The sequence below is a fragment of the Nocardia sp. NPDC005745 genome (assembly GCF_040630775.1).
In the GTDB taxonomy this organism is placed as follows: Bacteria; Actinomycetota; Actinomycetes; order Mycobacteriales; family Mycobacteriaceae; genus Nocardia.
Genome location: NZ_JBEXYF010000015.1, coordinates 133,203 through 152,309, shown reverse-complemented (window position 1 = coordinate 152,309; position 19,107 = coordinate 133,203). Strand labels below are relative to the sequence as shown.

The window sequence follows — 19,107 nt, the reverse complement described above, 5'->3', positions numbered from 1 at the left end:
CGTAAGTGAAACGGCGCCACTAGTTACCGCCTTAACGGCTGTCGGGGCCAACTGGTCTCGGCTGTCGTGCCGGGGACCCACAGGTTCGTCTGGGGTGAATCCTTGCGGCCATTTTCGGTTGCGAGGTAGGGCCGCTCTCCCGGTCCGAACCCGTCAGCTAACCCGGTCGGCGGGAGAGCAGCAAGATCGGAGACGTAGCTCGGTGGGTAAACACAGCTTGCAACGGGATTCTCGGGTTCCGAATTCCGTCAAGGGTGCGATTGTCATGGGTGCGGTGGCCGCGACCGGCGCCATGCCCGCGATTCCGGCCATGGCCGCGACCATCAACGTTCCCGGTGTCGGCAATTTCGACGTTCCGCAAGAATGGGAACAGCCGGTCCAGCAGCTCAATCAGCAGATCCAGCAGGCGCTCGCGGCTGCCCCGGCAGCTCCCCAGGCGCAGCAGCAGGTCGCTCCGCAGGCTCCCAATTTCGCGCCGATGCTGCCGGGCCTGTTCGGCCAGCAGCAGAACTCCCCGGGCGATATCGCCCTCGACGCCGCCAAGACCAAGGTCGGCGCTCAGTACTCCTGGGGCGCCGCGGGTCCCCGGGCCTTCGACTGCTCCGGCCTCGTCCAGTGGGCGTTCCGCCAGGCGGGCGTCGAACTGCCCCGCACCAGCTTCGAGCAGTCGCACGTCGGCGCTCCGGTCGCCTACCACGACCTGCAGCCGGGCGACATCGTCATCACCAACGGCGGCGGTCACGTCGGCATCTACGCGGGCGACAACAAGCTGCTGAACGCGGTGCAGTCGGGTACGCCGGTGTCCTACACACCGCTGCGCCCCGACATGGTGGTCACCGCACGCCGTATCGTCTGACGAGTGGCCCGCGCCGAATCCGGCATCCAGAGCACTGCGACCCAGGCCCGGGTCGACTCGTGGACCTGGGCGGTGCGCCTGTTCAAAACCAGATCCGCTGCCGCGGAGGCATGTCGCGGTGGGCACGTCCGGGTGAACGGCGCGACGGCCAAGCCCGCCCAACCCGTACGCCCCGGTGACGAGGTCCGCATCCGGGCCGGCGGTATCGAACGCATCGTCATCGTGGAGCGGATCGTCACCAAGCGTGTCGGCGCTCCGATCGCCGCGCAGTGCTTGATCGATCGCAGTCCGCCTCCTCCTCCGCGCGAGATCGTGGCGAGCCTGCCCCGTCGCGACCGCGGCGCTGGGCGGCCCACGAAGCGTGAGCGGCGCGAGACCGATCGCCTCATGGGCCGAGCCGATTCCTGAACGAGCGCGTCCTTGTCAGGGCCGTTCGCTTCGCGGAGATTCGTCGGCTTCAGATCATGGCGACCGGCTGCAGCCGGCCCGCGAGGTAGCGGGCCCTGCACTCGCCGCGGCGGAGCTTGCCGCTGCTGGTCTTGGGAATCCGTCCCGGCTCCACGAGCAGCACCGCACCGGGCATCACCTCGTGGATGGACGCGACCGCGGTGCGGATGCGCCGGGCCAGGGCGAACAGTTCGATGGTCTCGCAGCCGCCGAGCGTGACGAGTTCGGCGACCACGACCAGGTCTTCGCGAAGCCCGTCGTCGTGCCCGAACGCCGTCACGTGGCCCGGCCGGACCTCCGGGGCGCATGCCTGCACCGTCGCCTCGATATCGGCGGGATAGTGATTTCGCCCGTCGACCACGATGACGTCTTTGCGGCGGCCCGCGATGTAGAGCTGCCCCTCGTGCTGGAATCCGAGGTCGCCGGTGCGCAGCCAGCGGGCGGCGCTGCCCGGCACGGTGGCGCCGAAGGTCTCCTCGGTGGCATCCGGCCTGCCGAAATACCCGTCGCACACATTGTCTCCGGCTACCCAGATCTCGCCGACGCGCCCGGCGGGCAGCACGGTCCCGGCCACCGGATCGACGATTCGCAGCTCCTGCCCGACGGGTGCGCCGCACCCGACCAGCGGTACGCCGTCCCGGTATCCCGGCGCTGCCTCGGGTAGCGCGACCACGCGTCCTTCGGCCAGCGCGGCACGGTCGAAGTGCTGCCACACGGGGTCCTCGCGCTGGTCGCAGACGGTGACCGTGAGGGTGGCTTCGGCCAACCCGAAGCCGGGGGTATGCGCGTGATGACGGAAGCCGTATGGGCCGAAGGTCTCGGTGAATTCGGTGAGCGCGTCGGCGCGGACCGGTTCCGATCCGTTGAGCACGAGGTCGAGCCCGGACAGATCCAGCCCGGCCCGCTCGGCGGGGGTAGTGCCCGAGACCGCGAGCTTCAGGCCGAAATTGGGGCACCCCGTGGTACCGGCGCGGTAGTCGGAGATCGCGCGCAGCCAGCGGACGGGGCGCTTCACGAACTCCGCGGGCGCGAGCGTGATGCCGTGCACGCCCAGGAACAGCGGCAGCGAAAGGCCGAGAATCAACCCCATGTCGTGGAAGAACGGCAGCCAGGACACGACGGGCCGATCGTGCGCGACCGACACGGCATGCCCGAGCTGCGTCAACGCCGTGGCGAGGTTCTCGTGGGTGACCCGGACACCGGCGGGAGACTTGGTCGAGCCGGAGGTGTACTGCAAGTAGGCGAGTTCGTCGCCCACCGGGTCGATGACGGGCGCGGCCGCGAAGTCCACCGCGGGCGAACCCGTGATCGAAGCGGTTGGACACATGCCCGGCGTACTGGATGGTGCCTGCGATGATTCCGCCTGCGGCGAGACCGCATCCGCCGTTGCGAGCACCGGATAGGTGCTCGACCGAATCTGATCGGCCGACCTCCACTCCGCTACCGAGAGGGTCGCGGGCAAGGTGAGTATCCGGCCCAGCGCGGGACCGAGGATCGGCGCGGTGATCTCGTCCGGCGCAGAGAGCAGGCTGAGCGTGGGCCGGGCGTCGGCCAGGACGGCATGCAGACGGTCGCGGTTGCGCGCGCCCGTGGCCGGGAACAGCGGCACCGCGACTCGATTGCTGTACAGGCAGGCGAGGAACGCCACCGCGTAGTCGATGCCGTGGGCGCAGAGAAGGGCCACTCGGTCGCCGGGCGCGCTCTCCTGCCGTAGTCGTGCGGCCAGCGCGCCCGCCGCCGCGTGCAGACGGGCGTAGGTCAGCGTGACGGGCACCCGTTCCTGAACGCGGAAGCGCAGTTCGGTGAAGGCGGGCTCGTCCGGCCGGGTGGCTGCCCATGCGGCCATCGACGTCGCGAGGCCGTTGCCCGCCGGGGGCGCGTCGCTGCTCACGAGGCGTCTCCGGTATCCGTGGCGACCCGCTCGAGCAGGGCCGCGCCGAGGGCGGTGATGGTGGGGTGCTTGAACAACTCCGCGGTGGCGATCCGGACGCGCAGCCGCGATTCCAGATTCCGTCGCATCTCGATCGCGAGCAGCGAGCTGAGCCCCAGCTCGTTGAAGTCGGCGGCGGGGTCGATGTGCTCGGCGGGCAGATCGAGCGTGCTCGCCAGTACCCTGCGGATGATCGTGGTGAGCGGTTCGGTCGGCTCCGGCGGCGCGGGCGTGGGCTCGGTCGCGGTGTGCCGGGTGGAAGCGGCGCTCGAATCCGGCGTAGGCGCCAGCAGATTCGCCAAGCGCACCGCGACCGGGGACGTGTCGGTCGTCGGGGTGTACTCCAGGGCGAGCAGGTACGGGCCGTCGTAGCGCAGGGCCTGGGACAGTACGGCGCTTCCGCGCCGCAGGTCGAACGCCTCGATGCCCGCGCGCCGCAGATGGGCCGCTCCGCCTGCGGCCGCGGCGAGGCCGGAATCCCACAGCCCCCAGCCGACGCTCAGAATCCGCCTGCCCGGATCACGCTGCGCCAAGGCGTCCATCGCCGCGTTGGCGGCGGCGTAGGCGGCCTGCCCCGGCGCCCCGAGCGCACCGGTGGCCGAGGAGAACAAGAGGACGAAATCCGTTGCGTCGGGCGCGGTGAGTTCGATCAGATTGCCCGCCGCGGTGGATTTGGGCAGGAACGTCCTGGTCACCTGGCCGGTGGTGACCGCGTCGAATCCGGCGTCCTCCAGCACGCCCGCCGCGTGCACGACGCCGCGAATCGCGGAGTCGGAGGCCCGGATATCGCTGAGCGCGTTGGCCAGGTCGTCGCGGTCGGCGGCGTCGCAGCGCACCACGACGATGCGGTCCTCCAAGCCGTCGAGCAGCGCCGGCACCGGGCGGGGCGCACGGGTCAGCACCACCACGTCGCGCGCGCCTCCGTCGAGCAACCAGCGCACGGCGACCGAACCGAGCGTGCCGAGCCCGCCGGTGACGACGTAGGTTCCGTTCGCGTCGATGCCGGCGACCGGCAGGGCGCGCGCTCGCGCGGGCGCGAAGCGCCGCACCGCGACCTCGCCCGCCGACAGGCGCAGCTCGCCGGGAATCGCGCTGTCGGTAGCCGTCGCCAGACGGGTGAGCGGCGGCAAGTTCCTGAGGTCGGGGTCGGTCCAGATCAGCCGTACCGTCCGGCCCGTCTCGAGCTGGAGCGAGCGAACCAGCCCGGCGATCGCGGCGGGGACTATCGAGATCGGCGAGCCGGGCTCGTCGGGCCGCGAGAGTGAGCGCGCCGCCTCCGGCAGCGGCAGTACGACCGTCACGGACGCGGTGGCGGCGTGGGCGCAAACCAGTTGCAGCAGTTCGAGGACTCGACTCGTCGCCGCGGCGGCGTTCTGGTCGTCGCTCCCGCCGGAGTCCGCGGGCCAGACGGCCACTACGGAGTGGCCGCCGCCGCGCCCGGTGAGGACCGCGGCGACGAGCGGGCTCGCGTCGTCCGGTTCGCGTGCGATCCGCTCGGTCGGCAGTTCGGCGTCCAGCGCGCGGGCGAGCCGTACCGCGAGATCCGAAGCACCCACCACCACCGCGCGCCGCACGAGGTTCTCGGCCGCGTCACCGATCCCGAGCGAGCCGGGATCGCGAGCTTGCCAAACCTCGTGACGGAAGGGCACGGCCTGTGTGTCGTCGGCACGTACCGTGCGAAGCGCGCCGAGCTCCTCCTCCGCGCCGGGGTCGGCGTAACGGATGTGCACACCCGAGAAGGCGAGACAGGGCACGCCGTGCTGGTCGGTCGCGATGACGTCCCCGACCAGTCCGGTGTCGCCGCGCTCCCGCACCAGCGCGTGCACTTCGAGCACGTGCCGATTCGGCTCGTGCGACAGCCAGGCCGAGTCGATGCCGATCGGCAGTGGAATCGACGCGGTGGGCAACTCGTCGAACACCGCCGCGGCGAGCACGTGCAGGCAGCCGTCCAGCGTTGCGGTGCGATGCAATTCAGCGGCGTCGAACAGGCCGAGCGCTCGTCCGGTACCCGCCGCGATACCGCGCAGCGTGCGAAACCGGGGACCGTACTCCAGCCGCCTGCGGCGCAATTCCTGGTAGAAAGCGCCGGTGGTGATGACGCGCATGTGGTGCCGGGCGGCCCGGTTTGCATCGACCACCCGCATCCATGCGACGATATCCGCGGGTGTGGGGTCACCGGTGGGCCGGGCCGAAGCCAGCGTCCCGGTGCCCGTGACCTCCGCCCGTACGCTCTCCTCCGCTCCCGGCCCGCGGTAGACGACCTCGGCCAGCACGGCCGGATCGGTTCGCTCGTGCACGGCGAAGTCGGCCAGGGCGGCCGTCCCGGCGGTGTCCCGGGCGAGTCGCAGCAGCCTGCGCAGCCAGAAGGCGGCGGGGACGATGCCCTCGCCCTGCACCACGTGATGAGCGAGATCTTCGGCGGTGAACGCGGATTCGGGGACGTGCGCGCTCGCGCGCTCGGCCACCAGCAGCGGGAACTTCCGCTTGCGCCACTGCCGCGGTGCGAGCGGGCCGAATGGACCGAGCGCGGACCAATCGACCGGCCGCCCCTCCAGGTACAGCCGCGCCAAGCCGGTGAGGAAGCCGCTCGCCTCGTCATCGCGCAGCGCCACGGCATGCGCGCCGTCGCGGAAGTCCGGATACTCCCGCACCGCCGCGAGCAGCAACGGATGCGGGCCGATCTCGACCACGGTCGAGATGCCGTCGCCCGCCGCGCGTTCCAAGGCCGCCGCCAATTCCACCGTGCCCGCCGCGTTCTCGGACCAGTAGTCGCGGTCCATCGCCGCCGTGGTGAGTTTCATGCCGCGCCGCGCCGTCGAGTACACCGGTACGCGCGGTGTCCGGGCGGTGAGCTCGGTCAACGCCGCGACGAAAGGCGCGAGCACGGTAACGACCTGCGGGCTGTGCGCGGCGAAGTCGACCGCGAGCTTACGCGCGAACATGTTGCGGCGCGTAGCCCGCCGCACGAGAGTGTCGACATAACGTGGCGTGCCGGACACCACAACCGATCTCGGGCCGTTGACTGCCGCGATGGCCACCTCCGCTCGCATCGGCTCCACGAGTTTGGCCGCCTCGTCCGGGTGCGCCTCCAGGACCGCCATCGCGCCGTGCCCGTCCAGATGCGCCAGGGTCGCGCTGCGCAGCACCACCACGCGCGCCGCGTCCGCGACCGACAGCGCACCGCTCACCGCCGCCGCCGCGATCTCACCCAGGCTGTGCCCCGCCACCGCGTCGGGCCGAACTCCCCACGCCGCCAGCAGCTTCACCAGCGCCATCTGGAACACGAACAACGCGGGCTGCACGAGATCCGTGGCTTGCGTCTCGCCCGAGGGGGCGAAACCGTAGCGCGGTGTCCATACTCGCGGCCCGCCCGCCGCCACGATCGCGTCGGTCGTCTCGGCGAGCGCGGCGGCGAAGACCGGATACCGCGCCGCCAGCGCGCGGCCCATCTTCGGATGCTGGCCGCCTTGCCCGGAGAACAGGAACAACAGCCCGCCCCGGCGGCGGTTCGCCACGGGGCCGAGCGCCGCGCCCGCGTCGCCGCCTCCGAAAGCGCGCAGCCGGTGCACCGCGTCGGCGTGATCGTGCGCGAGGACCGCTGCCCGGGCCTGCTCGGGAAGCGATCGCGCCGCCGCCGAGGCGAACTCGGGCAGCGGCGGCCGCGCCTCGTCCAGTTCGACGGCCAGCCGCTGTGCGCGTTCGCGCAGTTCCTCGTCGTCGCGTGCGGTGAGCGTCAGCAGAAACGGGAAGTGCTCAGCACGGTCGGACCGGGCCTGGTCGACGCCGCGGAGCACGATGTGCGCGATCGTGCCGCCGAATCCGAACGAGCTGACGCCCGCCACGCGCTCCGCGGCGGCCACCCGGCTCCAGTCCACCGGCTCGGTCGGCACACGCAGGCCGCGCTCGGCCAAGTGCAGCAGTGGGTGTTCGGTGTGGACGTTGATCGTCGGGGCGATCATCCCGTGGTGGATGGACAGCGCGGTCTTCACCATCCCGGTGACTCCGGCGGCGGCCTCCAGATGCCCGATGTTCGACTTCACCGAGCCGATCCAGATCGGATCACCCGCACTGTCGCCGAGCGCGGCGGCGAGCGCGCCGACTTCCACCGCGTCGCCCAACGGAGTACCGGTGCCGTGACATTCGATGTAGCCCGTGCGGCTCGGCGCGCTCCCGGCCCGCGACCAGGCGGTACGCAACGTCTCCTGCTGCGCGCGGCCGTTCGGCGCGTATAGACCGTTCGAGCGTCCGTCCGACCCGACAGCGCTTCCGACGATCTCCGCGTAGACCCGGTTGCCCTCGCGTACCGCGTCCGTACTGCGTTGCAGCACCACCACGGCGCAGCCGTCGCCGCGGGTGTAGCCGTCGGCGGTGACGTCGAACGGCGCCGATCGCCCGCCGGGCGACAGGAACCCGCCCTCGGCGAGGTAGTTCGAGGTGTGCTCCAGCAAGACGAGATTGACGCCGCCCACGATGGCGAACGGGACCGTGCCGTCGGCGAGCAGCCGGACGGCGAAGTCCACCGCGGCGAGCGAGGACGAGCAGGCGCTGTCGAGCACCAGGCTCGGCCCGCGCAGATCGAGCACGTACGAAAGCCGGTTGGCGATGATGCTTAGCGCGGACCCGGTCACCGCGTAGGGCGCGTCGTGGCCCGCGCGGCCGAGTACCGCGATGCCGTGGTCGTACCCCGAAGCGCCGAAGACGACGGCTGCCCCGGAACCCCGTACGCGATAGCCGATCCCGGCGTCGTCGAGCGCCTCGACCGCGACCTCCAGCGCGAGCCGCTGCTGCGGGTCCATGAGCGCGGCCTCGCGGTCGGAGATGGCGAACCAGTCGTTGTCGAAGGACTCGACGTCATCGAGGTACCCGCCGTGGCGGGAGCCGAGGCGCCCGGCGGGCGGGGCGGACGTGGCGTCCCGGCCCTCGATCAGCAGCTGCCAGAACTCGGCGGCGCTCGCCGCTCCGGGCAGTCGGCAGCCGATGCCGATGACGGAGACGGGGGGATGCGAGCAGGCGGGGTCGGTGGGCGCGCCGCTCATCGCATCGCGAGATACTCGACAAGCTGTTCGATGTCCGGATGGTCGTAGATCGCGGTCAGCGGAACCTCGACTCCCATGGCGTCTTCGAGATGGGCGGTCAGCCTCGCGAGTTGACTGGAACCGAGGCCGAGATCGGTGAAGGGCGAACTGGTCGACACCGCGGCGGCGTCGACGCCTAATAGATCCGCGACAGCCAGGACGGCGGCGCACGTGAGCGCGGTGCGCCGGCTATAGCCGAGCGAACCCTCGTTCTCCTGTGCGCCACTGTGCCCGTCCGGAAGACTGGGCCGCATCGCGTCCTCCCTCCCCGTCTCCCCGGCTGCTGTTACCCACTCGAGATCGGTACCCCCGCGATTATGCCGGAGAAATCGTCCTGAGCAAGGTCGCATATCCGCTGCCAGCCCGGCGCTTTCGCGAACCGGCGGTGATCGCATACCGTGGCACCGTGACCGAACCGGACAGCGGTGCCGCCACCCGCGCCGAGCGCACGCCGACTCTGCCCGTCCTGCTGCGCTGCTGCGCCGCGCTGGCGGCCACACCGGGCCGGTTGTTGCGGCCGCGCCGCCCCGACACCACCCTGCTGGCGAACCTCGAGGTGCTGCCGCCGCCCCCCGCGAGCGCCACGGTCGAGCTGACCGTGCTGACCCAGGCCACCATGTCCGCGCCGACCACCATCGTGGCCGAGGGCGTGCGCAGCCTACGGGAGATGCGGCTGTCGATGGCGGCGTTCCTGGTCGAGCATCCGAAGGCGCGTTTCCTGGTCGATCCGGCCCTGTGCGCGGGCGTGCACGAACGCGTGCTGCCCGAACTTCCCTTCCCGGTTCCGTTGCTCGTCGCGCCGGACAAGCCGGTGCTCGGTCTGGCCGACGCGCTCGCCGCGCACGACGTGGCGGGCGAGGACATCGATTTCGTGGTGCCGACCCACCTGCACTGGGACCATGTCTCGGGCCTGCTCGAGCTGCCCGCATCGGTCGAGATCCGGTTGCCGGGAGCCGAGTACGACTGGGCGATGGGCGGCCCGCACGCGCCTGCCGGTGTGGCGCGCGGCCCGCTGCGTGGACGCGGCTTCGACCGCTTCGACCTCGACGGCCCGCCGGTGCTGTCCTTCCCGCGCAGCAAGGACCTGTTCGGCGACGGTTCGGTGCTGTTGGTCGATCTCGCGGGCCACACGCCGGGCAGCATCGGTGTGCTGCTGGCGGTGGACGACGGCAGCCGGGTGCTGCTCGCGGGCGACGCCGTCTGGAGCAAGCTGCAGGTCGATCTGCTGCGGGAGAAGGCGCCGATGCCCGGCAAGCTGTTCGACGCCGACCGGGACGCCGCCTTCGCCACCATCCACCGCCTGCACGCGCTGCCCGACGGCATCGAACTCGTCGCGAGCCACGACTACGCGGCCGTCACCGCCCGCGCGGCCAGGTAACTCCGGTCAGCCCACCACCACGGTTTCGGCGAGGCGCGCCGTGATCAGCCGCTCGGCCTCGGCGACCATCCGGCCGATGAGTTCGGCGCAGGTCGGGATGTCGTGGATCAAGCCCTGGCACAGGCCGACCGACCAGATGCCCGCGTCCAGATCGCCCTCTTCGAACACCCGGCGGCCGCGCGCTCCCGCGACCAGATCCCGCACGTCGTCGAAGGTGCCGCCGGACTTCTCGATCTCGACGACCTTGCGGCTGATCTCGTTGTCCGCGACCCGCGCCGTGTTGCGCATGGTGCGGAAGATGAGCTGGGTGTCGCGCTCGGAGTTCGCGACGATCTTCTCCTTGACCTTCTGATCGATCGAGGACTCCTGCGTGCACAGGAACCGGGTGCCCATGTTGACGCCGTCCGCGCCGAGGGCGAGCGCGGCGACCAGGCCGCGGGCGTCGGCGATCCCGCCGGAGGCGATCATCGGGATGGTCAGTTCACGGGCGGCGGCGGGGATGAGCACCAGGCCGGGAACGTCGTCCTCGCCGGGATGGCCCGCGCACTCGAAGCCGTCGATGCTCACCCCGTCCACACCGATCCGCTCGGCCTTCAGCGCGTGCCGCACGCTGGTGCACTTGTGCAGCACCTTGATGCCGGCGTCCTTGTAGTACGGCAGGAACGGCTCCGGGTTGCTGCCCGCCGTCTCGACGATCTTGATGCCGCTGTCGATGATCGCCTGCACGTATTCCGCGTACGGCGGCGGGTTGATCGACGGCAGGATGGTGACGTTCACGCCGAACGGCTTGTCGGTGAGCTCCTTGGTGCGCGCGATCTCGCGGCGCAGGTCGTCGGGGGTCGGCTGGGTCAGGGCCGTGATGAAGCCGAGCCCGCCCGCGTTGGCGACCGCCGCGACGAGTTCGGCCCGCCCCACCCACATCATGCCGCCCTGCACGATCGGGTGCTCCACTCCGAACTTCTCGGTGAACCTGGTCCGCAGCATTGCGCTTCTCCTATACCTCGCGCGGGCGTGCCGGTTCGCCCGTTGGGGTCGATGGTGACACGAGGATCGCCTCGCATTCAACTCATAAGTGAGCCGAGGTTCGCATATTTGATGATCTTTCACGGCGTAGTCCGCGCCGTGCCGCGACTTGCTATGAGATGTTATTGCCTGCTAGAAGGCGCTCCGCCGAGCTCGAGCCCTGAGCCGGGCTGATTAACCCAGATTCATCTCGCTATCCCTTGCCGGGCGTTTAAGTTAGTTGCTATTCTGCACGCGATTCAGCCCGTCGCCGCCGTCGGACAACCCGGCGGGCCGATGACGGTCCGAGAGGAGTTCGTGGCAATGACCACCGGGGCAGCAGCGCTCGACGAACCGATCAGGTCGCGGCGCAACCACTGGAACAACCAGCTCGCCGTGCACGCGCAGATGCGCCCGGACGCGGTCGCGCTGCGATTCCGTGGCGTGGACACCACCTGGCGGCAGTTGCACGAGCGGTCGCTGAAGTTCGCCGACGGATTGGCCCGCCGGGGCGTCGGGTTCGGCGACCGGGTGCTGATCCTGGCGCTGAACTACCCGGAGTACCTCGAAGCCGTGTTCGGCATCAACGCTCTCGGCGCGATCGCGGTGCCGGTCAACTTCCGCCTGACGCCGCCTGAGGTCGCCTACATCGTCAGCGACAGCGGAGCCAAGGCGGTCGTCACCGACACCGTGTTGCAGCCGCTGGCCACCGCCGTGCAGGCGCAGGCGCCCGCCCTGGAGACCTGCGTGGTGATCGGCGGCGCGTCCGGCGACGGCGTGATCGGCTTCGACGATCTGCTCGCCGAGCCGGGTGAGCCGCACACCCCGCTGGACATCCCCGAGGACACCCCCAGCCTCATCATGTACACCTCGGGCACCACCGGCAGCCCGAAAGGCGCGGTGCTGACCCACGCGAACATGAACGCCCAGGCGCTGACCTGCATCCGGGCGCTGGCGCTGCAGCCGGAGTCGATCGGGCTGTGCACCTCGCCGCTGTTCCACATCGCGGGCCTCGGCAGTCTCGCCCCGGCTTTCCTGCTCGGTGCGAAGACGGTGCTGCATCCGCTCGGCGCCTTCGACGCCGGTGAGTTCCTGGACGCGCTGGAGCAGGAGCAGGCCACCTCAGCCTTCTGCGTGCCCGCCCAGTGGCAGCTGGTCTGCGACCACCCGACGGTGAAGGATCGCAAGCTCGCGCTGGAGGCGCTCAGCTGGGGCGCGGCGCCCGCCTCGGACACCGTGCTGCGCGCGATGGCGGAGTGCTTTCCGAACGCGTTCAATGTAGCGGTGTTCGGGCAGACGGAGATGTCGCCGATCACCTGCGTGCTGGAGGGCAAGGACGCGATCCGCAAGCTCGGCTCGGTCGGCAAGCCCATCCCGACCATTCAGGCGCGCATCGTCGACGACGAGATGAACGACGTCGCACCCGGGGAGGTCGGCGAGATCGTGTACCGCGGCCCGACGCTCATGCAGGGTTACTGGAACAAGCCGGAGGCCACCGCCGAGGCGTTCGCGGGCGGCTGGTTCCACTCCGGCGACCTGGTCCGCCAGGACGAAGAGGGCTTCATCTACGTGGTCGACCGCAAGAAGGACATGATCATCTCCGGCGGAGAGAACATCTACTGCGCCGAGGTGGAGAACGTCCTGTTCGCGCACCCGAAGATCCGCGAGGCGGCGGTGGTCGGCCGCACGCACGAGAAGTGGGGCGAGGTGCCGGTCGCGGTGGTCGCGCTGCACAACCCGGACGACGAGTTGACCCTGGCCGAGTTGGAGCCGTTCCTCAACGAGAACCTGGCGCGCTACAAGCACCCCAAGGACCTGGTGCTGCTGGCCGAGCTGCCGCGCAACGCGAGCGGCAAGGTGGTGAAAGTTCAGCTGCGCAAGGATTATTCGTCCTGAACGCGCGGTGTGTTCGTTTCACGTGAATCGGACGATTCACACGGGCGGGGATGCGTAAGGTCGTCGTATGGCGACCCGACGCATCCGCGCCGCCGTGCTGGCGCTGCACTGGCAAGTGAATGTCATTCGGCCGGAAGGTTTTTTCGGCCCGATGCTGGCCGCGCCCGTGGCTGCCACGGGCGTGGTGGCGCGGGCGGCGGACTTCCACACCGCGGCGCTGGCGGCGCGAATTCCGGTGATCTTCACCCGGTTCACCATCCCAATCGGGGAAGGCGAGCTGGTACGCAACACCGGATTCATGCGCTCGGTCGGCGCGGCGCAGACCGAGTTCCGGCCGGATTCTCCTGGCGCGGCGATTATTCCGGAGATGGTGGCGCAGCCGACAGAAGTCTTCGACAACCAGAAGCTGTCCGGTCTCGCGGGCAGCAAACTGCCGGAGTGGCTGGCGGATCAGGGTATCGAGACGCTCTTCGTCACGGGCGTCGCGACCAATCTCACCGTCGAGCAGACCGCGCGTCACGGCACCGATCTCGGGTTCACCGTGCACCCGGTGGCCGACTGCGTGGCCGCCGCATCCCCGGAAGCGCACGAAGCCGCGCTGGCCAACCTCGAACTCGTCACGGCGGGCAGCGTGCGGGCCGCCGACGCGGTGGAGCGCATGAACTCGCGCTGATCCGCGGTCCGCGTCCGGGAACCCTCGCGGCGACGGCCCGTCAAACCCCGCTCAAGCCCGGGCCGACCAAGCGCACCAAGCGGCGGTACGCCTCTTCGGCCGAGAGCGGTGGGTGCCCCTCCGCGATCGCGCCGAGCAGGCCGACGACGCCCCAGGACAGGAACGTCACGGTGGTCGCGAACTCGTCCTCCGGCATCGCCAGCCGGTCGCGCAGCCGCTCGGCGAGGATCTGCGCGACCATCACCCGGGTGGTGCGCAGCAGCACGGTGCCGCTCTTGCGGCCGAGCAGAGCCCGGTAGATCTCCGGATTACCCGCGGCCAGTTCGAACAAGGTACGAACCGGCGCCAGCAGGTCGGGCGCATCGGTGTCCGTCTCGGCCGCCGCCATGGCCGCGCGCAGGTAATCGGTGCTGCTGCGCAACAGCAGATCGTCTTTGTCCCGGTAGTGCGCGTAGAACGTCGACCGCCCGACGTCCGCGCGAGCCAGGATGTCGCGGACGGTGATCCGGTCGTAAGCGCGCTCGACCATGAGTTCGATCAGCGCCCGATGCAGCAGGGCTCTGGTGCGCCGGACCCGGCGATCGGCGCTGCCCTGTTCTTCCGGCACGATGCCTCCCGAACAAATGTCTCGTATGCGTCCGGTTCCGGACGGATCCCGGGGCATTGCCCCTGGTCGGCGGTGCGTTCTGGGCCGATCCTGAACTCATGTCCGGAAACGAACCCCAGTCTGCCATCACTTCGCACGCCGAGGTCGGCGTCCTGCTCACCCAACCGCGCCGCTACCGCGCGTTCAAGGCCGCTTTCCTGCTCGGCCGGGGAGATCGCCTGAACGGCCGCCTCGCCGAACTGGCCCGCCCGGCGCCCGGCGCGCACGTCGTCGATATCGGTTGCGGCCCTGGCGACCTCGCCCTGGTGCTGGCGCGCCGCGCCGGCCAGGTCACCGGCGTCGACCCGTCGCCGCAGATGATCGACTACGCCACCGCGCGCTCCCGCCACCTGGCGAACTGCCGATTCGAACTCGCTACCGCGCAGGCGCTTCCCTTGCCCGACGCGTCCGCGGATCTGGTGACCTCGACCTTCGCGATGCACCACATCCCCGCCCTCCGCCGAAGCGACGCCGTCGCGCAGATGTTCCGAGTGCTGCGACCCGGGGGCCGGCTCTTGCTCGCCGACACCTATCCGACCGACCCGTTGCGCTCCGCCGCCGTGCGCGTCATGGCGCGGTTCGCGGCCCACCGCACTCACGACACCGGCCACGACCACAGTGATCCCATGGCCGGAGTAGATATCCGTCGATATCGGGACATGTTGCGCGCGAGTGGGTTCGAGGACGTCGAGTTCGTCGCGGTGCGCCCCGCGACCGGCGTCCTGCTGGCCACCAAGCCGTAGGAAGTCCGTGGGCGAATGTAGGCCTAGATCAAGTCCTGCTTCGCCAGCCAGCGCATGGTGGCCCAGCCGCAGAACACCGGAAGCCAGCAGGTGAGCACGCGGTAGAGCAGCACCGAGGGCACCGCGATGTCGGCGGGCAGGCCGAACGCGGCCAGACCACCGATCAGCGCGGCCTCGACCGCGCCGACACCGCCCGGGGTCGGCGCGGCGGAGGCCAGCGTGCCGCCGATCATGGTGACGATGGTGACGGTGATGAACGTGGTGCCGCCGCCGAACGCCTCGACGCTGGCCCAGAGCGCGCCGGCGAGGCCGAGGGTGATCGCCGCGCAGCCGAGGACGATCACCGCCGAGCGCCTGGGGTCGCGGGCGAGCAGGGCCAGCTCGCCGAGCACTTCCTGCAGTTGCGGGCGCACCGCGTTGTTCAGCCACCGGCGCAGTTTGGGCACGAACATGAACGTGCCGACGATGCCGACGCCGACACCGGCGAGCAGATACAGCACCGTCGCGTCCGGGACGAAGTGCGAGAGATCCGTCGAGGTGCCCGCCAAGATGCTGAACGCGAGCAGCAGGCTGACGTGCGTCATCACCTGCACCGCCTGTTGCAGCGCCACCGCGGCGGTGGCGCGCACCGCGCCGACGCCCCCCTTTTGCAGGAAGCGGACACTCAGCGCGAGCCCACCGACCCGCGCGGGCGTGGTCGTCGCGGCGAAAGTGTTGGCGATCTGCATGATCACCAGATTGCGGAAGCTCACCGCGCCGGACGCGCAAGCCCACAGCGCCGCCGCCGCGCCGATATAGGTCAACCCCGAGACCGCGAGCCCCAGCAGCGCCCACCACCAGTTCGCCGTCCGCAGCTGGGTGAAGAAGGTCGGCACCGCGCTGATGAACGGGTAGGCGACGTACACCAGCGCGATCAGCAGCACCAGCTGGATGATCTGGTTACGGGAGAACCGGGTGATCTGCTCGGCTTCGATCCGATTCTGCCCGGTCTGTTTGCGCACCTCGTCGCGGGCGGCCGACAGCGCGGCCTTCCAGTCCGGCACCGCCTTGCGGATCCCGGTCGGTACGGCGGATTTGGTCAACCGGCTGGCCGCGGCGAGCACCCGCGCTTCGCCGAGGGTGTCGATCGCCGCGCACACCGCGGGCTCCTTGCCGAAAGTCGCGGTGGTGGTCACCAGCAACTGGGCGATATCGGATTGCAGTTGCGCGTCCGACGCTCCGTACTCGGCGTTGCCGAAGCCGCCGAACAACGTGACGCCGTCGTCCACACGGATGTCGATCGGCCGCAGGTCGCCGTGCGAGATCCGCTTCTGATGCAAGGTGTCGAGGGCTCGCCACACCCCGGGCAGCGCGTCGGCGGACCGATCGGTGATCGGCACGCCCCGGGGCCGGGTGTGCGCGTACAACATCCAGCCGCGGGAGAGCGCGGCGACCGCGACGGGCGTACTGCTGCCCAATCCCAGGTCGCCCACGGCGATCGTCATGAGGGCGCGATGCTCGACCACGCGGTGCATGGAACCGTGGATGGCCGCGGTCTCGCTGGAGCGGAATGTCAACCAGCGCCACAACTGCCGCAGCGCGCCGAAGCTGCGCTGGTTCTTGCCGAACATCTCGATGGTCAGTTCGCGTTCCGGCCCTTCGACGGCGGCGGCGAGCATCAACGGCCCCCGGCCCGCCGGATGCACCACGATGAATCCGGTGACCGTATGACCGCGTCCGGCGAGCACCCGGACGGCCGCGTCGAGCGGGACCTCCAGCGCAGGGGTGCCAACCACGAGCACGATCACCGCGCCGACCAGCCAGCCGACCGCCAGCCCGAACATCGCCCGCGCGGGCACCACGGTGCTGACCACGAGATGGATCGGCGCGAACGTCAGCAGCAGGAACCACAGCCAGCGCCGCGGCCGGACGGGCAGCCACGGGCTGGCGACGGTCAGCATCGCGGCGATCATCGCGATCCAGCGCGGATCGTCCAGGAACTGGGACAAGAAAGTGTCCAACCGGTCCGGCACCTGCAGATGCCATTTCGGCGCGGACAGCCCGGTGCCGGTGATGGACAGCAGCAGTCCGGCGACCGCACCGGCCGCCGCGTAACCGGCGAGCAGCTTCCACTGCCTGCCGATGATCAGTTCGATCAGGATCGCGAACGGCAGCGCGAGAATCGCCATGCCGTAGACCAGATACACCAGGTTCGACTGGTCCGGATTGAGGAAACCGACGATGTTGGAGACCGAGCGTTCCAGCGCCAGCCATTCCGGGCGGGTGATCAGCGACGCCGCGATCACGACCGCCACCCACAGCGCCGCGAGAACGACGCGGATGATGTCGCTCGTCCGCCGGATCAGCGGCTGTAGCAGGTTGCCCGTGACCGGGATCTCCCGCCCGTCCACTCGCATGCTGTTCCGCCTCTCCGGGTCTTCAGGCCGTACTGTTCAGGTGGCGCAGGATTTGCGTGCAGGTCCTGCGTGGGTGCCACTCCTGTTCTGTGCGTGCCCGGCGAGTTACCCATGTGCGTACGAAATCAGTTGCCGCGTTCGCTGCACGATACCGGCCGACGCGCGGCGTGAACTCGGCAGAACCCAGCCGCGGTCGGGATCGATGAGGCGCTGTGCCGGACATCACTCGAGATCGAGGTTGATCCTCACACTAGTGTCAAGTTCGAGCATGAGGGCATGGACAACGAACTCTTCGGCTACAGCCCCATCGTCGACCGCCCGCCGCTGCGCTGGCCCGGCAATGCCCGGGTCGCGTTCTATCTCGGGCTCAATGTCGAGCACTACCAGGTGGACCGCCCGTCCACGAGCATCTTCCCCGGCACCGCCGGGCTCGCGCCCGACCCGCTGAACTACGGGTGGCGCGACTACGGGCCGCGCGTCGGCATCTGGCGGGTGATCGAGGTACTCGACCGGCACGGCATCCGGGCCAGCGCGTTGCTCAACTCGGATGTGGCCGAACACTATCCCCAGATCGTGGCTGCGGGGGTGCGGCGGAACTGGGCGTGGCTCGCGCACGGGAAGAACAACTCGATCTTCCAGGCCGACCTTCCGCGGGACGAGGAGCGCGCCTACCTCGCCGACGTGGTCACGACCATCGAACGAGCGACCGGCCGCAGGCCGCGCGGCTGGATGGGACCGGCGCTCACCGAGTCGTTCCTGACCCCGTCGCTGCTGGCCGAACTGGGCCTCGGCTACGTACTCGACTGGACCAACGACGACCAGCCTTATCCCCTGTCGGTGCCCGGCCTGCTCAGCGTCCCCTACTCGGTGGAACTCAACGACAACACGCTGTTCCTCGGCAAGGCCACCAGCGGACCGGACTTCGTGCGGATCGTGCGCGATCAGCTCGACCAGCTCTACGCGGAGTCGGCAGGCAGCGGGCGCGTCATGGCGCTGGCCCTGCACCCGTTCGTGATCGGGCAGGCGTTCCGGATCAAGTACCTGGATCAAGCGCTCGACTACGTGGCCGACCACCCGGGGGTGTGGCTGACCACCAGCGACGAGATCGCCGAGCACTACGCGGGCGCGTTGCTTGCCGAATACGCCCGAGCCGAAGACGATCGGGTCACTTAAACGATGCTCGGGAGGCAGCGATGACAGCGCAGGACGAGGTACACGACAAGGACCTCACCGGAAAGACGGTGGTGGTGACCGGCGCGAGCTCCGGTATCGGCGCCGCAGCGGCACAGGTGCTCGCCGCGCGCGGCGCAAGCGTCGCGGTGGTCGGCCGATCACCGGAGCGGACCGCCGAGGTGGCTGCGAAGGCAGGGGCGGAGCCGTTCGTCGCCGACTTCGCCCGGCTCGACGACGTGCGCAAGCTGGCCGACCAGCTGCTCGACCGGTATCCCGGGATCGACGTGCTGGCCAACAACGCGGGCGGCGCGTGGCCCGAGCGGACGGTCACCGACGACGGCAACGAACTCACCTTCCAGGTCAATCACCTGGCGCCGTTCCTGCTCACCAACCTGTTGCTGGAGCGCTTGGCCCACTCGCGGGCCCGGGTGGTGAACACCGCGAGCACGACCTACCGGATTGCCAAGCTGGACCTGGACACGGCCAACGCGGCGACGGGCTCGTTCAACCAGCTCGGTGCGTACGGTACGTCGAAACTGGCGAACATCCTGTTCACCCGGGAACTGGCCCGCCGTACCGAGGGCACCGGCATCACCACCGCGGCGTTCCACCCCGGCGCGGTCGCCACCCACGTCTACGACAACGCCCCGTTCGGTCTCGGCTGGTTCATCCGGTCCCCGCTGGCCCGCCCTTTCTTCATCCAACCGGACAAGGGCGCGCAGCCGCTGGTGCACCTCGCCACCACCGCCGACGGCGCGGCGATCAACGGACAGTACTTCCACCGGTTCGAGCTGGAGCCGCCGAGCAACAAGCAGGCGGTCGACGCCGATCTCGCGCGACGGCTGTGGACGCTGTCCGAGCAGGCCACCGGGCTGACGCCGAGCGGATAGGC

The 19,107-nt window shown here is 70.0% G+C and carries 14 protein-coding genes and 1 riboswitch; of the genes, 8 read left to right on the top strand and 6 right to left on the bottom strand.

Translation table 11 applies throughout. The features are described from left to right. Nucleotides 1-17 precede the first annotated feature (17 nt). Nucleotides 18-187, top strand: a riboswitch (cyclic di-AMP (ydaO/yuaA leader). A gap of 78 nt (nucleotides 188-265) precedes the next feature. After that, nucleotides 266-856, top strand: a complete 591-nt coding sequence (locus tag ABZ420_RS18115) for an NlpC/P60 family protein (RefSeq protein WP_040871243.1) — start codon at nucleotides 266-268, stop codon at nucleotides 854-856. A gap of 3 nt (nucleotides 857-859) precedes the next feature. Next, a complete protein-coding gene (locus ABZ420_RS18110) occupies nucleotides 860-1,264 on the top strand; it encodes an RNA-binding S4 domain-containing protein (protein WP_245549225.1) in 405 nt (134 codons plus the stop codon). A 49-nt stretch (nucleotides 1,265-1,313) separates the two neighbouring features. On the opposite strand, the gene ABZ420_RS18105 is transcribed toward ABZ420_RS18110, so the two are convergent. Genes ABZ420_RS18105 through ABZ420_RS18095 form a run of 3 tightly spaced genes read right to left on the bottom strand, consistent with a single transcriptional unit; the run spans nucleotide 1,314 to nucleotide 8,562 of the window. Beyond that, entirely contained in the window at nucleotides 1,314-3,194 is a 1,881-nt protein-coding gene (locus tag ABZ420_RS18105; RefSeq protein WP_357123714.1) for a fatty acyl-AMP ligase, read from the bottom strand. Next, the gene (locus ABZ420_RS18100) at nucleotides 3,191-8,269 is read right to left on the bottom strand and encodes an SDR family NAD(P)-dependent oxidoreductase (protein WP_357123711.1); all 5,079 of its coding nucleotides are present in this window, start codon (nucleotides 8,267-8,269) and stop codon (nucleotides 3,191-3,193) included. Before ABZ420_RS18100 ends, ABZ420_RS18105 begins: the two co-directional genes overlap by 4 nt. Next, nucleotides 8,266-8,562: an acyl carrier protein gene (locus tag ABZ420_RS18095; RefSeq protein WP_051175699.1), complete on the bottom strand. Its 297-nt coding sequence runs from the start codon at nucleotides 8,560-8,562 to the stop codon at nucleotides 8,266-8,268. Before ABZ420_RS18095 ends, ABZ420_RS18100 begins: the two co-directional genes overlap by 4 nt. A gap of 152 nt (nucleotides 8,563-8,714) precedes the next feature. On the opposite strand from ABZ420_RS18095, the gene ABZ420_RS18090 reads away from it, so the two are divergent. Next, entirely contained in the window at nucleotides 8,715-9,686 is a 972-nt protein-coding gene (locus ABZ420_RS18090; RefSeq protein ID WP_357123708.1) for an MBL fold metallo-hydrolase, read from the top strand. Nucleotides 9,687-9,692: 6 nt separating this feature from the next. Here the strand turns inward: ABZ420_RS18090 and ABZ420_RS18085 are convergent, their stop codons facing one another. Next, the gene (locus ABZ420_RS18085) at nucleotides 9,693-10,670 is read right to left on the bottom strand and encodes a nitronate monooxygenase family protein (RefSeq protein ID WP_357123705.1); all 978 of its coding nucleotides are present in this window, start codon (nucleotides 10,668-10,670) and stop codon (nucleotides 9,693-9,695) included. Nucleotides 10,671-11,012: 342 nt separating this feature from the next. On the opposite strand from ABZ420_RS18085, the gene fadD5 reads away from it, so the two are divergent. Beyond that, nucleotides 11,013-12,584, top strand: a complete 1,572-nt coding sequence (fadD5, locus tag ABZ420_RS18080) for a fatty-acid--CoA ligase FadD5 (protein WP_357123702.1) — start codon at nucleotides 11,013-11,015, stop codon at nucleotides 12,582-12,584. Between the two features lie 67 nt (nucleotides 12,585-12,651). Then, complete coding sequence (locus ABZ420_RS18075; protein ID WP_357123699.1) at nucleotides 12,652-13,257, top strand: cysteine hydrolase; 606 nt, start codon at nucleotides 12,652-12,654, stop codon at nucleotides 13,255-13,257. A 40-nt stretch (nucleotides 13,258-13,297) separates the two neighbouring features. On the opposite strand, the gene ABZ420_RS18070 is transcribed toward ABZ420_RS18075, so the two are convergent. Continuing rightward, nucleotides 13,298-13,864: a TetR/AcrR family transcriptional regulator gene (locus tag ABZ420_RS18070; RefSeq protein WP_357123696.1), complete on the bottom strand. Its 567-nt coding sequence runs from the start codon at nucleotides 13,862-13,864 to the stop codon at nucleotides 13,298-13,300. Nucleotides 13,865-13,962: 98 nt separating this feature from the next. On the opposite strand from ABZ420_RS18070, the gene ABZ420_RS18065 reads away from it, so the two are divergent. Further along, nucleotides 13,963-14,646: a class I SAM-dependent methyltransferase gene (locus tag ABZ420_RS18065; protein WP_357123693.1), complete on the top strand. Its 684-nt coding sequence runs from the start codon at nucleotides 13,963-13,965 to the stop codon at nucleotides 14,644-14,646. Nucleotides 14,647-14,669: 23 nt separating this feature from the next. On the opposite strand, the gene ABZ420_RS18060 is transcribed toward ABZ420_RS18065, so the two are convergent. After that, nucleotides 14,670-17,042: a lysylphosphatidylglycerol synthase transmembrane domain-containing protein gene (locus ABZ420_RS18060; protein ID WP_357123690.1), complete on the bottom strand. Its 2,373-nt coding sequence runs from the start codon at nucleotides 17,040-17,042 to the stop codon at nucleotides 14,670-14,672. A 276-nt stretch (nucleotides 17,043-17,318) separates the two neighbouring features. Here ABZ420_RS18060 and ABZ420_RS18055 point away from each other — a divergent pair, with 276 nt between their 5' ends. Both ABZ420_RS18055 and ABZ420_RS18050 read left to right on the top strand, forming a co-directional pair. Beyond that, the gene (locus ABZ420_RS18055) at nucleotides 17,319-18,215 is read left to right on the top strand and encodes a polysaccharide deacetylase family protein (RefSeq protein ID WP_357123687.1); all 897 of its coding nucleotides are present in this window, start codon (nucleotides 17,319-17,321) and stop codon (nucleotides 18,213-18,215) included. Nucleotides 18,216-18,235: 20 nt separating this feature from the next. Continuing rightward, nucleotides 18,236-19,105: an SDR family NAD(P)-dependent oxidoreductase gene (locus ABZ420_RS18050; protein WP_357123684.1), complete on the top strand. Its 870-nt coding sequence runs from the start codon at nucleotides 18,236-18,238 to the stop codon at nucleotides 19,103-19,105. Nucleotides 19,106-19,107: the final 2 nt, after the last annotated feature.

Excerpts from the sequence above, each read along its gene's own strand:
- ABZ420_RS18115 (WP_040871243.1), top strand. The coding sequence starts at position 266 with ATGGGTGCGGTGGCCGCGACCGGCGCCATGCCCGCGATTCCGGCCATG.
- ABZ420_RS18100 (WP_357123711.1), bottom strand. The coding sequence starts at position 8,269 with ATGAGCGGCGCGCCCACCGACCCCGCCTGCTCGCATCCCCCCGTCTCC.
- ABZ420_RS18095 (WP_051175699.1), bottom strand. The coding sequence starts at position 8,562 with ATGCGGCCCAGTCTTCCGGACGGGCACAGTGGCGCACAGGAGAACGAG.
- ABZ420_RS18085 (WP_357123705.1), bottom strand. The coding sequence starts at position 10,670 with ATGCTGCGGACCAGGTTCACCGAGAAGTTCGGAGTGGAGCACCCGATC.
- fadD5 (WP_357123702.1), top strand. The coding sequence starts at position 11,013 with ATGACCACCGGGGCAGCAGCGCTCGACGAACCGATCAGGTCGCGGCGC.
- ABZ420_RS18075 (WP_357123699.1), top strand. The coding sequence starts at position 12,652 with ATGGCGACCCGACGCATCCGCGCCGCCGTGCTGGCGCTGCACTGGCAA.
- ABZ420_RS18065 (WP_357123693.1), top strand. The coding sequence starts at position 13,963 with ATGTCCGGAAACGAACCCCAGTCTGCCATCACTTCGCACGCCGAGGTC.
- ABZ420_RS18060 (WP_357123690.1), bottom strand. The coding sequence starts at position 17,042 with ATGCGAGTGGACGGGCGGGAGATCCCGGTCACGGGCAACCTGCTACAG.
- ABZ420_RS18055 (WP_357123687.1), top strand. The coding sequence starts at position 17,319 with ATGGACAACGAACTCTTCGGCTACAGCCCCATCGTCGACCGCCCGCCG.
- ABZ420_RS18050 (WP_357123684.1), top strand. The coding sequence starts at position 18,236 with ATGACAGCGCAGGACGAGGTACACGACAAGGACCTCACCGGAAAGACG.